Origin of the sequence: Segatella copri, from assembly GCF_009495355.1 — a bacterium.
GTDB lineage: Bacteria > Bacteroidota > Bacteroidia > Bacteroidales > Bacteroidaceae > Prevotella.
This window is the reverse complement of the sequence record NZ_VZAD01000088.1, coordinates 1-13202: the sequence shown is the minus strand read 5'-3', so window position 1 is coordinate 13202 and position 13202 is coordinate 1. Positions and strand designations below refer to the sequence as shown.

9 protein-coding genes, 2 tRNA genes and 2 pseudogenes are annotated in these 13202 nt (G+C 46.6%); 10 read left to right on the top strand and 3 right to left on the bottom strand.

Annotated features, from left to right (window positions below; translation table 11 throughout):
- Nucleotides 1–23 precede the first annotated feature (23 nt).
- Nucleotides 24–242, bottom strand: a pseudogene (locus tag F7D20_RS11515) (mannonate dehydratase); the annotation flags it as partial.
- A gap of 577 nt (nucleotides 243–819) precedes the next feature.
- Between F7D20_RS11515 and sppA the strand changes: the two are divergent.
- From sppA to F7D20_RS11485, 6 genes are all read left to right on the top strand, one after another.
- Entirely contained in the window at nucleotides 820–2598 is a 1779-nt protein-coding gene (gene sppA, locus F7D20_RS11510; protein ID WP_158464164.1) for a signal peptide peptidase SppA, read from the top strand.
- A 125-nt stretch (nucleotides 2599–2723) separates the two neighbouring features.
- Nucleotides 2724–3899, top strand: a complete 1176-nt coding sequence (gene lpxK, locus F7D20_RS11505) for a tetraacyldisaccharide 4'-kinase (RefSeq protein ID WP_158464163.1) — start codon at nucleotides 2724–2726, stop codon at nucleotides 3897–3899.
- Nucleotides 3784–4593 (top strand): purine-nucleoside phosphorylase, encoded by an 810-nt coding sequence (locus F7D20_RS11500; protein ID WP_158464162.1) that lies wholly within the window; start codon nucleotides 3784–3786, stop codon nucleotides 4591–4593. Before lpxK ends, F7D20_RS11500 begins: the two co-directional genes overlap by 116 nt.
- A 39-nt stretch (nucleotides 4594–4632) precedes the next feature.
- Nucleotides 4633–5742, top strand: a complete 1110-nt coding sequence (thiL, locus tag F7D20_RS11495; protein WP_158464161.1) for a thiamine-phosphate kinase — start codon at nucleotides 4633–4635, stop codon at nucleotides 5740–5742.
- 122 nt (nucleotides 5743–5864) lie between these two features.
- A tRNA-Phe gene (locus F7D20_RS11490) sits at nucleotides 5865–5937 on the top strand.
- A 116-nt stretch (nucleotides 5938–6053) separates the two neighbouring features.
- A complete protein-coding gene (locus F7D20_RS11485; protein ID WP_158464160.1) occupies nucleotides 6054–7463 on the top strand; it encodes a glycoside hydrolase family 28 protein in 1410 nt (469 codons plus the stop codon).
- A gap of 9 nt (nucleotides 7464–7472) precedes the next feature.
- Here the strand turns inward: F7D20_RS11485 and tsaA are convergent, their stop codons facing one another.
- Nucleotides 7473–8153, bottom strand: coding sequence for a tRNA (N6-threonylcarbamoyladenosine(37)-N6)-methyltransferase TrmO (gene tsaA, locus F7D20_RS11480; RefSeq protein WP_158464159.1), 681 nt, complete (start codon nucleotides 8151–8153; stop codon nucleotides 7473–7475).
- Nucleotides 8154–8277: 124 nt separating this feature from the next.
- On the opposite strand from tsaA, the gene F7D20_RS11475 reads away from it, so the two are divergent.
- From F7D20_RS11475 to F7D20_RS11460, 4 genes are all read left to right on the top strand, one after another.
- Nucleotides 8278–9168 (top strand): FAD-dependent thymidylate synthase, encoded by an 891-nt coding sequence (locus F7D20_RS11475; RefSeq protein WP_158464158.1) that lies wholly within the window; start codon nucleotides 8278–8280, stop codon nucleotides 9166–9168.
- A gap of 290 nt (nucleotides 9169–9458) precedes the next feature.
- A tRNA-Ser gene (locus F7D20_RS11470) sits at nucleotides 9459–9543 on the top strand.
- Between the two features lie 236 nt (nucleotides 9544–9779).
- Nucleotides 9780–10547, top strand: a complete 768-nt coding sequence (locus tag F7D20_RS11465) for a type IV toxin-antitoxin system AbiEi family antitoxin domain-containing protein (RefSeq protein WP_158464157.1) — start codon at nucleotides 9780–9782, stop codon at nucleotides 10545–10547.
- Nucleotides 10537–11442, top strand: a complete 906-nt coding sequence (locus F7D20_RS11460; protein ID WP_158464156.1) for a nucleotidyl transferase AbiEii/AbiGii toxin family protein — start codon at nucleotides 10537–10539, stop codon at nucleotides 11440–11442. The genes F7D20_RS11465 and F7D20_RS11460 overlap by 11 nt, the downstream gene beginning before the upstream one ends.
- 1494 nt (nucleotides 11443–12936) lie before the next feature.
- Here the strand turns inward: F7D20_RS11460 and F7D20_RS13100 are convergent.
- A pseudogene (locus tag F7D20_RS13100) lies at nucleotides 12937–13202 on the bottom strand (hypothetical protein); the annotation flags it as partial.

Here is a 13202-nt window from a genome sequence, read left to right as displayed (position 1 = left end):
AAAGAAACCAGGCTGATGTCGGCATACTTGATGCTCTCTACCACAGGCAGAGACTCTACTACACTCCATCTCATTCCGTAACTTTCGATGTACTCCTTCAGGTCGCGGATCTTCTCGCGGGTCCACACCTCACCATTAGGTACATCGTGCAAGGCTGTAACAATGCCTTCCACACCAATTTCTTTCAACATGGCTAAGGTAATCTTGTCGTTCTTACCAAACCATCTCCACGTTCTTTCCATAATGTTTGTTGATTCAGTTAATTGTTATTTGTTTTGAATAGTTTTTAACTCAATTTTCGCATGTAAGCTCCACACGCCCTGAAAGGGCAGAAGCTCTTAGCCCAGGGCATCGCCCTGGGTGTTTAGCAGTGCAAACCTGTCGCCCTGTAAGGGCAAAAGCTTTCAAATACCTGGCAATATACAAAGCTTTTGCCCTTACAGGGCGCCTTGCTGATTGCCATTATACCCAGGGCGATGCCCTGGGCTAAGAGCTTTTGGGCTTTCAGCCCGTACTTAAACCACATGAGAAACTTCAGGTTTTTAATATTTTCTAATCATTAGTTCCGCGATGTTTGCTTTCATATTGCTGAGATGCAGCAATCTTCTGCAAAGATGTCGCAAATCGAATGCAGAATATCAAGCTTGCTTGTATATTATGCTGAGATGCGGCAATCTTTTGCAAAGATAAGCATTTTATCCGAATACAAGATGTTATTTCGTCTAAATTATTGCTTTTTAGCACAAATAAGTTTGGTAATTGTAGCTTTTTTGCTAAATTTGCACAATAAACAAACAATCAACATAAATTCAGCGCATTATGAAACAGTTTTTCAAGAGCGTGGCAGCCACCGTTGTGGGCATTTTCGCCTTTGGTATTATCATGGGCATCTTTACCTTCATCAGCCTGATAGGCATGCTGATGAGTGGCGACAAACCTTCGTTGCGTGACAATTCTGTCATGGTCATGAAGCTGCAAGGCACCATCAACGAGCAGGGACAGGAGGACGTAATGGGACAAATCACGGGCAACTCTTTCAATCAGTTAGGACTGAACGAGATTCTCTCTGCCATCAAGAAGGCTAAGAACGAGGACAAGATAAAAGGCATCTACTTAGAACCAGGCGCACTCATCACCGACTATGCCACCTTACAGGAAATACGCAAGGCACTCGAGGATTTCAAGAAGAGCGGCAAGTGGATCATCGCCTATGGCGACGCCATGACGCAAGGATGCTATTACCTCGCCTCTGTGGCCAACAAACTGTACATCAATCCTGAAGGATCGGTCGACTGGCACGGACTGGCTTCTCAGCCCATGTTCCTGAAAGACCTCTACGCCAAGTTTGGCGTCAAGTACACGGTAGTGAAGGTGGGAAAATTCAAGAGTTTCACCGAACAATATACTGAAGACAAGATGAGCGATGCCAACCGTGAGCAGGTTTCGCGCTACATCAACGGATTGTGGCAACAGATGCTTAGCGACGTGTCCAAGAGCCGTGGTATCAACAAAGACTCGCTCAACCATTATGCCGACGGCTTCGTGGCCTTCGAAGACAGCAAACTGCTGAAGACGCACAAGATGGTGGACGGTTTCTGCTATTACGACGAGATAAAGAACATCGTGAAGAAGCAGCTTGGCATCAAGGACACCAAGCACATCCGACAGGCAAGCATGAGCGAGGTGAATGTCGCCGTAGAGGACAAATGCAACGGAAGCACCATCGCCGTCTACTACTGCCAGGGAGGCATTACCAGCCAGGCTACAACAAGTCTGTGGGGTGGCGAACAGCAGATTGTGAGCAGCAACGTGATTTCCGACCTGAACGACCTTGCCAAAGACGAGGACGTAAAGGCTGTAGTTATCAGAATCAATTCGGGAGGCGGCGACGCCTATGCCTCCGAACAGATATGGAGAGCTGTGAGCCAGCTCAACAAGAAGAAACCCGTGGTGGTTTCGATGGGCGGAATGGCTGCATCGGGAGCATACTATATGAGCATGGGCGCACGCTACATCATGGCTCAGCCTACCACTCTGACTGGAAGCATCGGCATCTTCGGAGCCTTCCCCGACATGAGCGGACTCATCACTCAGAAGCTGGGAGTCAAGTTCGACGAGGTGAAGACCAACCGCAACAGCGGCTATCAGGGAGCTTTGATGGCCCGCCCATTCACTCCCGAAGAGCTGAGCTACCTGCAGGCATACGTCAACCATGGCTACACGCTTTTCCGCAAACGTGTGGCTGACGGCAGAAAGATGTCTGTCGACGAGGTGGAGAAGATAGCGCAAGGACGAGTTTGGCTCGGTTCGGATGCCAAAAACATCAAGCTGGTCGACGGCTTGGGCGGACTGGACGATGCTGTAGCCAAGGCTGCCCAGTTGGCTAAGGTCAAGGATTATCACACCGATGAATATCCATTGCCAGCCAGCTGGATGGATCAGTTGCTCAACAATGTAGAAACAGGAAGCGGCAACTATCTCGACGAGCAGTTGCGCCTCACCTTGGGCGACATGTACACACCATTCATGTGGTTGCGCCACATCAACGAGCACGAGCCCGTACAGGCTTCGCTGCCCTACATACTCAACATCAGATAACAACCGCCCATATATAATAAGGTATAGGCATCTATTGTGACCAGGCGCGGTCATCTATTATGACCAAGTGCAGTCATTTATTGTGACAAGATGTACCTATATATAATAAGGTGAAAATAAAAAAAATGAGAACAGAAGGAGATCTTATCAAGATAAACGAATGGCTCACCCCGCTGAGCTGGCTATACGGTATGGCAGTCCGCCTTCGCAACTGGCTCTTCGATGTAGGCATCAAGCGAAGCAAGACTTTCAGCCTGCCCGTCATATCCGTAGGCAACATCACGGTAGGCGGGTCGGGTAAGACTCCGCATGTTGAATACCTCATCCGCTTGTTGCACGACAAGATGAAGATTGCCGTACTCTCACGTGGATACAAGCGCAAAAGCAGCGGTTATGTATTGGCAACCGAGGAAACCACGATGCCCGAGATAGGCGACGAGCCTTTCCAGATGCACCAGAAGTTCTCCGACATCTATGTGGCAGTAGACACCAAGCGAGTAAGAGGAATAGAGCGACTGCAGTCTGACGAAGAGACAAAGGATGTGGATGTGGTATTGCTCGACGATGCCTTCCAGCACAGATATGTGAAACCGGGCATCAACATCCTCTTGGTGGACTACCATCGACTCATCATCTACGACAAGATGCTGCCGGCAGGAAGACTACGCGAGCCATTAAGCGGAAAGAACCGTGCCGACATCGTCATCGTGACCAAGTGTCCTAAAGACCTTCGTCCCATGGAATTCCGTGTGCTCACCAAAGCCATGAGTCTCTATCCTTTCCAGAAGCTCTACTTCACGTGTATCGACTACGACGATGCCAAGGGCCTCTTCTGCGACAAGACACTCCCACTCCATGAGCTGAAGCAGCAGCACGTCATGCTCCTCACAGGCATCGCATCGCCCAAACAGATGGAGCACGACCTCAAGCCCCATGTAGGCGACATCAGAAGCCTGTCGTTTGGCGACCATCATCAGTTCAAGCCACGCGACATCGAACTCATCAACGACACCTTCGAGTCGATGCCCGAGCCACGCATCATCATCACGACAGAGAAGGATGCCGTGCGACTGAAGGAAGCCGAAGGACTGAGCGAACCCGTAAGACAAAACATCTATGCGCTGCCCATCAAGGTAAGCTTCATGCTCGATCAAGAAGAAAACTTTAACGAAAAAATCATAAGCTATGTACGAAAAAATTCAAGAAACAGCATCCTGGCTAAGAGAAAGGATGACCACAAGTCCAAAGACCGCCATCATTCTGGGAACGGGACTCGGACAATTAGCTTCAGAAATAACTGAAAGCTATGCTTTTCCATATAGTGAGATACCCAACTTCCCTGTCTCAACCGTAGAAGGCCATGCCGGCAAACTGATCTTCGGCAAGCTGGGCGGCAAGGACATCATGGCGATGGAGGGACGTTTCCACTTCTATGAGGGCTACAACATGAAAGAGGTGACATTCCCCGAGCGTGTGATGTACGAGCTGGGCATCGAGACCCTCTTCGTCAGCAACGCCTCTGGTGGCATGAACGAAACCTTCCAGATAGGCGACCTGATGGTGATCGACGACCATATCAACTTCTTCCCCGAGCATCCGCTTCGTGGCAAGAACTTCCCCACAGGTCCTCGATTCCCCGACATGCACGAGGCTTACGACAAGAGTCTGCGCGACTTGGCTGACAGCATAGCCCAGGAGAAGGGCATCGACCTGAAGCACGGAGTATACGTAGGCGTACAGGGTCCTACCTTCGAGACTCCTGCCGAGTATCGCATGTACCGACTGTTGGGAGGCGACGCTGTAGGCATGAGTACCGTACCCGAGGTTATCGTGGCTCGCCATAGTGGCATCAAGGTATTCGGCATCAGCATCATCACCGACCTGGGAGGCTTCGACGTACCGGTAGAAGTCAGTCACGAGGAGGTTCAGAAAGCTGCCAACGCCGCACAGCCTAAGATGACAGAGATCATGCGCGAGATGATTCGCCGGTCTTAACAACTTCAGAACTTGCTAAATTCAAATTCTTATAACAAATTGGACATCGCAAAATTGGGTGAGTTTGGTCTTATCGACCATCTCACAAAAGGACACGAAAACAAAAATGCTTCTACTGTTTATGGCGTAGGAGACGATTGCGCCGTGATGCACTATCCCGACAAGGAAGTTCTCGTCACGACCGACATGCTGATGGAGGGAGTACACTTCGACCTCACCTACATCGACCTGCAGCACTTGGGATACAAGAGTGCCATGGTCAACATCAGCGACATCTTCGCCATGAACGGTACACCACGGCAAATGACAGTAAGCATCGCCCTGAGCAAGCGTTTCTCGGTAGAGGACATGGACGAATTCTACAAGGGCTTGCGCATGGCATGCGATAAGTTCGGCGTAGACATTGTCGGAGGCGACACAACCTCATCGCTTACAGGACTTGCTATCAGCATCACCTGCATTGGCGAGGCTGCAAAAGAAGACATTGTCTACCGACATGGAGCCAAAGACACCGACATCATCTGTGTGTCGGGTGATTTGGGCGGAGCCTATATGGGTCTGCAGCTTCTGGAACGTGAGAAAGCCGTATATTATGGACAGGTGGAAGACATCCGCAAGAAGATGGCACAAGCCAAGGCTGCCGGAGAGACTCAGAAGTTGGCTGCACTCAACCAGGAGTTGGCAGGTATGCGTAACTTCCAGCCCGACTTCTCTGGCAAGGAATATCTGCTGCAACGCCAGCTGCAGCCAGAGGCAAGAGGTGACATCATAGCCCAGTTGCGCGAGGCTGGCATACGGCCTACAGCCATGATGGACGTGAGCGACGGACTGAGCAGCGAGTTGATGCACATCTGTCAGCAGAGTCATTGCGGTTGCCGCATCTACGAGAAGAACATCCCTATCGACTACCAGACGGCAGTCATGGCAGAGGAATTCAACATGAACCTCACCACCTGCGCCATGAATGGAGGCGAGGACTACGAGTTGCTCTTCACCGTACCTATCGGCGACCATGCCAAAATCGAAGAGATGGAAGGCATCAAGCAGATAGGCTACATCACACAGGAATCCCTCGGCAGAATGCTCATCACGCGAGATGGACAGGAGTTCGAACTCAAAGCCCAGGGGTGGAACCCGCTGAAAGACTGAGTCTGCCGACATCCTCGTGGACTATTCTTTAGTTAATAAACATTAAGCAAGAGAAAATATCTTCTTTTCTCTTGCTCAATCAAAGAAAATATTGTACCTTTGCAACCGCAAAATAAAACGATGGTGCCATAGCTCAGTTGGTAGAGCAAAGGACTGAAAATCCTTGTGTCCCCGGTTCGATTCCTGGTGGTACCACTCCTCCTTTCATTTGGCGGTTTCTGACTTCGGTTAGAGCCGCCTTTTTTTTATAAAGAAGAATCAGGAAACAAACAAAACAAACTATATTCAAACAACTAAACATTTTAAAGATTATGAAGAAAATCATCATCTCTTTACTGGCACTTCTCGCTGTTACAGCCGTACAAGCCAACAACGATTATGCCAAGTATTACCAAAACCTGCCTGTACAGATGCCACAACCCACCCTGCCCACCATACCGGATAATCAGGTGAGCATCCTCGACTGCGGTGGAAAGGGCGACGGACTGACTCTCAACACAGAGGCTTTCACCAAAGCCATCAGCCAGCTCAACAAACAGGGCGGCGGTCATCTGAATGTACCTGCAGGAATCTATCTTACAGGACTCATCTCACTCAAGGACAACATCGACCTGCACCTCGAGAAGAACGCCATCATCGTGTTCTCCGAGGATAAGAACGACCTGATCAAGGTCGACAAGACGACAGGTGCCAAGGAACTGAGAGCCGCAACAGCCATCACAGCCAGCAAGCGCAAGAACATATCTATCACAGGTGAAGGCACCATCGACGGAAACGGAGAATGGTGGCGAGCTGTAAAACGCAGCAAGGTTAGCGACGTGGAGTGGAAACAGTTCCAGGAAATGGGAGGTAGTGTTTCTGCCAAGGGCGACCTCTGGTATCCTTTCAATCTGAAACACCAGCCCAATGTGGCTTCCACGATGGAGGAGCAGGAGAAATACCGCAACCACATGATCCGCTTCACCGACTGTCAGAACGTTCTCGTACAGGGTGTCACCCTGCTCAACTCTCCTCGTTTCCACATCATCCCTACCCGTTGCCAGAATGTCATCATCGACGGCATCACCGTGAAATGTCCTTGGAATGCCCAGAACGGCGACGCCATCGACATCTCAAGCTGTAAGGATGTACTCATCGTCAACAACGTCATTGATGCGGGCGACGACGGTATCTGCATGAAGGGAGGAGCTGGCGAAAGCGGTGTCAAGGCAGGTCCTTGCGAGAATATCAACATTCAGGACAACACCGTATATCACGCTCATGGCGGTTTCGTCATTGGAAGCGAGTTCTCTGGTGGCATGAAGAATATCCTGGTACGCAACAACACCTTCCAGGGCACAGACGCAGGACTTCGTTTCAAGAGTGCTGTCAAGCGAGGCGGAAAGACAGAGAACATCTTCATCGACCATATCTATATGACCGACATCACAGGCGACGCCATCACTTTCGAGACCACTTACTGGGACAACCACGTAGGTGCCAAGCAGCCTAAGGAGGCTGTCCAGAAAGCTGAGTTCGTACCCAACTTCCAGGACATCCATATCAGCAACGTTTATGTAAGAGGTTGTAAAAACGGAATCGTGGCACATGGCCAGGAAGGTATGATCCACGACATCACCATCAAAGACTGCAACATCTTCTACAATAAGCAGGCACAAGACATCGACAAGGCTTGCAAGATTCAGGTAGAGAATGTCAACTTCAGTACCTTCGCCAAGTAAAGCAAACGACTACTTCACTACGGTAAGTATCTGATTGCACACCGTAAAGTGAATATCCATACCCTCATAAGGCATTCCATATACCTTATGAGGGTCTTTTTGATAATGCGGGCGAGGGTCTTGCGACAGCACCTCTTTCAAAATCCCAATCTTTTCTTCAGTCATTCCCTGAGACAGCAGAAAGGTTTTTACTGTATCAGATATTTCTACCTGCAACTTATACCACTGGCGTTCATCCACAAAGCCACTGCGGGCCTCAGGATGACAGTCGGCATACACCACATAGGGCTTGATGTCATAAATAGGAGTACCGTCCATCAGGTCGGCACCCTTCACATGAATGACAGGACCGCGGCTACTCTCCCACTCCACATGCGACAGACGCACAGAAGACAATCCGATGTTGTTGGGACGAAACGGACTGCGGGTGGCAAAGACACCCACCTTCTCGTTGCCGCCCAATACCGGAGGACGAACCACCGGACTCTTGGCAGCATGCCTGTTGGCAGAAAACTCCCATATCAACCACAAATAGTCGAAACCCTCTATGCCACGAAGCGCATCTGCGTTGCGGTATTCCGGCTCAAAGACGATCTCTCCCTCCAACTCAGCCACCAGTCCTGCTTGCTTGGGAATACCAAACTTACTCTTGAAAGGTGAGCGAAAATGTGCTATTGGTTTTATTTCCATATTTTCTAATTTGCGCCAAAATTACACAATTAAATCCATTTTGAAAAGAAATAAAAAGAAAAAATTTGGTATTCCATGCTTTTTAATGTACCTTTGCAAGCAAAACAATCAAATCCATCAAGAAATGAAAATCCAGAAACCCCAATATGAGATTTGGGAACAAATCGCAGGAGAAGCAGGCATCTATAAGCAGATAGAGCGTGCCGGAAGAGTATGCTACAAGAGTGAAGACCATACAACAGACGATTCTGCCAGACCATTCGTTGAACGAATGATTCAGAGCGAGCACTTCGCCATGCTCGAACATGGCACGGTCTATCTCGTGTGCAATCATGGCGAGCTGCCACTTTATCTCACCAACAAGTTCTCACGTTGTCACACCGTCGAGGGCAAGGATTACATCACAACCAACATGCGCGTTCTTGCCGAGAACAAGTCACTCTCCGACCTGAAGTATCTCAGCAACTACGTGGCTGGCAGACATGAGCTGCGCATCACCGTGCATTTCACCACCCAGATTTCCATCACCCGCGAATACAATCGCCATCGTGCCAACTCCATGGCCGAGCAGAGCACACGCTACTGCAACTACACCAAGAACAAGTTTGGCAACGAGATAACCATCAACCTGCCAGAGTGGGTTTCCAATCAAGCCGACTTCGATGACGCAACTGCGGAAGTATCGCCCGAAACTTTCTCTTCACTCTGCCAGGAAGTAGCCGAAGGCAAGTCACAGCAATGGAGCAAACTGCAGTATTGGCTCTTTGCCAACCTCGCCGCAGAGTATGCGTATATGAATATGATCAATGCCGGTTGCAAACCACAGGAGGCACGAGCCATCCTGCCACTCGACTGCAACACCGAACTCGTGCATACAGCTTTCATCAGCGACTGGCGTCATTTCTTCGATCTTCGTGCTCTTGGTACCACAGGAGCCCCCCACCCTGATGCCAAACTTTTGGCCTATCCTCTCATGCTGGAGTTTCAGGAAAAGGGATATTTAGATGAAAAATAAACAAAACAACTGCCAAAAGATAAGATTTTCGGAATATCTGACATCATGTATCAAAGAATTACTTATCTTTGCAGTGTGTTTTTCATAGTATTAGATTTAAGGTTATCAAGGTTGGGGGCTACGGCGGTAGCCCCGTTTTTGTATAAACAGCCCTATAAACAGCCCTACAAGCATACGTATAACCACTTTTTTAAAGAAAAATCAAAAAAAGTTTCATAAATATTTGGCAGAAAGAAAAAATAGTCGTACCTTTGCAACCGCTAAAGAAAACCAAGCTGGTCATCTTGCAAGGAGAGATGGTAGAGTGGTCGATTACAACGGTCTTGAAAACCGTCGTACCGAGAGGTACCGGGGGTTCGAATCCCTCTCTCTCCGCAAAGTCCTGTAAGTCGAAAGATTTACAGGACTTTTATTTAATGGTCTATTTTCTTAAATGAGCCCAAATCCGATTGGGAGAAAACTTATGATGATGGAGGAAAGTTCTTTGGTTGGTAATTATGCGTCAAAATACACTTTTGGTTTATTTCAAGGCGATTTTTCCAGTTCATTTCTTGCAAGGAAGGATAAAAACATCTATCTTTGCAGTTAGATATTTAGCTTTGCAATAAACTATGGATATATTATACGGAACAAAAATAAACCAATTGCTTGCCAATACCGCACCGACAGGACTGTTGTTTGCTGACTGGCTAAAGAAGAAAGGATATTCTGTCCAACTGCAAAAGAAATACAGGGACTCTGGATGGCTGACAGCTATATGCAAAGGTGTGATGTGTCGCACTGGTGCCCGTTTGAATGCTTATGATGCCATAGCGTCATATAACAAACAGATGGGTGGCACCCTCAGAGTGGCTGCAATGTCTGCTTTGGAATATACGGGGTTCAACCATTATGTACCAATGGGAAAGCCTGTTCTGATGGTGGCAGCACCAACGTTCAAGACACCATTGTGGATGCAAAGTGATGTCTATGACGCTACCTTCCGGGTGTTTCACACAAATGCCTTCTCGTATACAGAGACAATAGAAAGAGTTACGGACAGTGGCACGTTATATGTTTCTTCTCCAGAACAAGCGTTCTTGGAGTGTCTAATCTTGGCTCCAAAGTCATACAGCTACATGGATCTGTACTATGTTATGGAGCAACTGACCACCCTACGTTCTGATGTTGTACAGCACTTGTTGGAAACTTTGGACAACAACAGAGTAAAGAGGATGTTTCTGTATATGGCTGAAAAGGCAGGTCATTTTTGGTTCGAAGAACTGCATCCCGAAAAGATAGATGTCGGGACTGGGAAAATCCAAGCTGCTACCAATGGTACATTTAATCGTAAATATAACATGACTATTCCAAAAGATTTAGAAGAATATGAGGGATAAGTACAAGAAGCAGGTCGCATTATTGATAAGAATTATGCCGTCTGTATATCGTATCAAGGAATTTGCTGTGCATGGTGGAACAGCCATTAATCTGTTCCATAAGAATTTGCCACGGTATTCAGTGGATATAGACCTTACCTATATTCCCATTCAAGATAGGACTACAAGTTTATGTACTATCAATGAAAGACTGCTTGAAGTCAAGAGGTACGTGGAAAGAACGATACCAGGGATTGTGGTCGTTCCCAAACCGAATGTATGGAAACTCCTATGCACATTAGGAGATGCAACCGTCAAGATAGAAGTGAATGGTACGAAACGAGGCATCATTGGTGATACAGTGGATATGTCATTGTGTGCCAAAGCCAAGGATGAGTTCAATATGGGCTGTAAGGCTCGAACTGTCTCTTTCACCCAATTATATGGCGGAAAAATCACTGCAGCTTTGAGTAGACAGCATCCTCGTGACCTGTTTGACTGTAAGTATATGGACATTAGATCTTTTGAGGATGTTAAAGATGGCTTTATGCTGTGCCTCTTAGGAAGTGACAAACCTATCATCGAGTCATTGCAACCCAATGAGATAGACCAAACGGATGCTTTGGAGAAACAGTTTGAGGGTATGTCAGACATAGCCTTTAGTTACGAGGACTATAAGCAAGCAAGATTGCAGTTGGTCAAATTGGTTCAAGAAGGCATGACCAAGGCAGACAAGGATTTTTTGCTTTCTTTTGAGAAAGGCTGCCCTGATTGGAGTCTGTGTAGTGCCGGTGATTTGTCCAAATATCCTTCTGTACAATGGAAATTGCTCAATATCAGAAATCTGAAGGAGCATAACATTCAAAAACATGAGCAGGGAATTAAAAAGTTGAAAGACTTCTTGTTTCCCAAATAGATAGAGTCATCCCCAAGGAAGCCTTGTAGCTTACTTGCAAAGTTAGTGTTAAACACGAGGAATTTATCTTTATTCTAATTGTTTTATACTAATTTTGTACCAATAATAGGATATAACGCTACATTGTGCTAAAGACGGCACTTGAATATCAACGAGTTACAGAAGATGGTAGAGTGATATAAAATCCCTCTCTCTCCGCACAGAGTCCAGTAAATCGAAAGATTTATGGGACTTTTCTTTTTTGTACTTTTAAGTAGTCCCCCCTTACCACCATATAAAGCGGTAAGTTATGTGGCATTTACGATGATATAAGAACTACTGCAAAAATAGTCGCATCATACGACTATTTTTGCAGTGATTTCATTCTTTTCTTTTATTTCAAACCAAGAACTCTACGGATTACCACATTTCTATTCGTTTATTTTGTGTAAATACACGTTATTAACGACTACAAAGTAAGAGGCTAAAAATAACTACTCAGCACCCCTATTGAAAATAGAAAGGCCTTGAAATATGAAAGCGGCTTCGATAGTCAATGAAGCCTATTGCGTAGAGCAATGAAAGCGGCTTCGTAAGCAGTTGAAGCCTATTGTATTATTCTGATAGAAACTATAAAAAAATATAGTTGACCACTTTATTAATAATACACGTTGACTCACAGTATTAACGTAACAACTCATGACAATATGGGTGTTGACTAATTCAAAGTGTTCATTCTGTTGGCAAAAAACTATAAAAAAGCGTTCACATTTCGGACTTTTGGTGCACCAAGGATTCACCATTTTATGCCATTTGTGACGTTTTTGTGAATACCTGTGAAGGGTGGGTTCACGCCCTGAATCCCCTCTGTTTATCGGACTTCCGACGCTGATGTGAAGGGTGAACCCTCGTTTCTTGCTTTCACACGCATACGCGAAAGAAAATAAATAAAGAAAGAAAACAGCTGTATGGGTAATGCCTTAAAAACATATAAAAGAATATATATATATTATAATAGACGTTCACAACTTCACAAAATGGTCTCAAGCCCGATAAGTTATTCAGGCCTGCCAATGACTTACAGAGATTTCCCGGTAAGTCATTGAGACATCTCAGTGACTTACCGGGACATGCTAACTATTATACTGAGGTTTCGTTTGTATGGAAGTTAAAGAAGTTAGAGAAGTTAAAGCCATATTCGGCCCACACGCCCTGAAGGGGCAGAAGCTCTTAGCCCAGGGAAGCGCCCTGGGTTATCATGGACGCAAGGTTGTCGCCCTGTAAGGTAGGGTGTTCAAAATCTATCAATTTTTTGACACGTTTTTTGCATCGAAATACAAGTTAATTCGCACGAAATCAACGTGTTAAGAATTCAAAAATGTGACTTTTTTTAGTTCTGCGCAATATTCGTGTCGATAATTATTGAAATATCAGTTAGTTAAACCGATTATTCGACTAAAAAACGTGCCAAATTTTAAACGGATTTTGAACACCCTACCTGTAAGGGCAAAAGCTTTAAAACTCCAGGCAATTTATAAAGCTTTTGCCCTTACAGGGCGCCTTGCTGATTGCCATTATACCCAGGGCGATGCCCTGGGCTAAGAGCTTCTGCCCCTTCAGGGCGTGCCAACAGTACAGGTTGAAATCGTTGTTATAGTCCTGGTTACTTTTTGACTGATACTTCTGCCTCTTCAGGGCGTGCCAACAGTACAGGTTGAAATCGTTGTTATAGTCCTGGTTACTTTTTGACTGATACTTCTGCCTCTTCAGGGCGTGCCAAC

Coding starts and splice junctions, on each gene's coding strand:
- sppA (WP_158464164.1), top strand. CDS start 820: ATGAAACAGTTTTTCAAGAGCGTGGCAGCCACCGTTGTGGGCATTTTC.
- lpxK (WP_158464163.1), top strand. CDS start 2,724: ATGAGAACAGAAGGAGATCTTATCAAGATAAACGAATGGCTCACCCCG.
- F7D20_RS11500 (WP_158464162.1), top strand. CDS start 3,784: ATGTACGAAAAAATTCAAGAAACAGCATCCTGGCTAAGAGAAAGGATG.
- F7D20_RS11485 (WP_158464160.1), top strand. CDS start 6,054: ATGAAGAAAATCATCATCTCTTTACTGGCACTTCTCGCTGTTACAGCC.
- tsaA (WP_158464159.1), bottom strand. CDS start 8,153: ATGGAAATAAAACCAATAGCACATTTTCGCTCACCTTTCAAGAGTAAG.
- F7D20_RS11475 (WP_158464158.1), top strand. CDS start 8,278: ATGAAAATCCAGAAACCCCAATATGAGATTTGGGAACAAATCGCAGGA.
- F7D20_RS11465 (WP_158464157.1), top strand. CDS start 9,780: ATGGATATATTATACGGAACAAAAATAAACCAATTGCTTGCCAATACC.
- F7D20_RS11460 (WP_158464156.1), top strand. CDS start 10,537: ATGAGGGATAAGTACAAGAAGCAGGTCGCATTATTGATAAGAATTATG.